Here is a 1,438-nt window from a genome sequence, read left to right as displayed (position 1 = left end):
CTGCCACCCCCCGATCCGCCCCGGCCGTCCGGGCGGCGGCGCACGAGGTGACGCGCCGCCGCCGTGCGGCGGTCAGCTCGGACGGGTGGAGCTCTCCCGCACCTGCAGACCGGTGCTGAGGGTGACGGTCGACGGCGACCGCGCCGGGTTGGCGATCCGCTCGGTGAGCAGCACCGCGGCGGCCCGCCCGAGGTCGTACGTGGGCTGGGAGACGGTGCTCAGTGAGGGCTTGACCAGGTGGGCCCAGGGGATGTCGTCGAACCCGACCACGCCGAACGCCGCCGGCACCCGGATGCCGCGGTCGACGAGGCATTCGACGGCTCCGACGGTCATCAGGTTGTTGGTGGCGAAAACGCTGTCGGGCGGGTTGTCGCTGTCGAGCAGCGAGGCCATGGCCTGGTAGCCGCCCTCCTCGCGGAAGTCCGCGTAGCGTACGAGGCTGTCGTTCACCTCGTGGCCGCCGGCCCGCAGGGCACGCTGGTAGCCGCGGAGCCGCTGGGCGGCGGTGGAGATGCGGCGCGGGCCGGTGATGCAGGCGACCCGCCGGTAGCCGTTGTCGAGCAGGTGGGTGGTGGCCATCTCGGCCCCCTGCACGTTGTCGACGAGGACCGTGTCGATGGTGACGCCGCGCAGCTGGCGGTCGATCGCGACGACCGGGATGCGCGCCTCGACCAGCCGGTTGATGGCGGTCGACCGGCCGGAGGTGGAGATGATGACCCCGGCCATCCGTTCGGCCAGCGCGGCGGCGATGTACCGGGACTCCTTCTCCGGGTCCTCGTCGCTGTTGCAGAGGACGACCGAGTAGCCGGCGCTCTGTGCGACGTCCTCCACCCCGCGCACCATCGAGGTGAAGAACGGGTTCCCGATGTCGGAGATGATGACCGCCCAGAGGCTGGTCTGGCTCAGGCGCAGGTTGCGGGCGACGGCGTTGGGGCGGTAGTCGAGGTCTCGCATCGCCTGGTGCACCCGCGCAGCCATGGCTGGATCGACGGTGGTACGTCCGTTCAGGACCCGCGACACCGTCGCGGGCGAGACCTGAGCCTGCCGTGCCACGTCATAGATCGTCGCCATTCGCCTCCGTCCGGTTGATTCCTGGCCGCGCACCGCCGCGACCCGGAATGGCAAGGTAACGAGGATACGCCCGCCCCGGCACGACCAGTCACCGATCGACAGCGCGCGGTGGCCCGGCCGCGCCCGGCGCGGCCGGGCGGTCGGGCACGGGGCGTCCCGCGCTGACGATGGGGCCCGCCGTGCGGTCGGGGCGAGAAATCGTTTACTCACTTCTGATCGAGGACCATAGAAGCGAGCTGGGTGGCTGTCAACGTGCAACGCAGTCCACCTGGCATTTGGTCATTGAGGATTGACCGTCGCGCCGGGGCTGCCTAACCTGATCGCTACTGCAGCGAGAAATCGATTCCTTGTCCTGCCACCCCCGGCC

At 70.6% G+C, this 1,438-nt stretch carries 1 protein-coding gene; it reads right to left on the bottom strand.

The window, feature by feature from the left end:
• Positions 1-72 precede the first annotated feature (72 nt).
• Positions 73-1,071, bottom strand: a complete 999-nt coding sequence (locus E1211_RS32010; protein ID WP_132353971.1) for a LacI family DNA-binding transcriptional regulator — start codon at positions 1,069-1,071, stop codon at positions 73-75.
• Positions 1,072-1,438: the final 367 nt, after the last annotated feature.

Origin of the sequence: Micromonospora sp. 15K316 (genome assembly GCF_004348525.1) — a bacterium.
GTDB lineage: Bacteria > Actinomycetota > Actinomycetes > Mycobacteriales > Micromonosporaceae > Micromonospora.
This window is presented reverse-complemented; position numbering and strand designations above follow the sequence as displayed.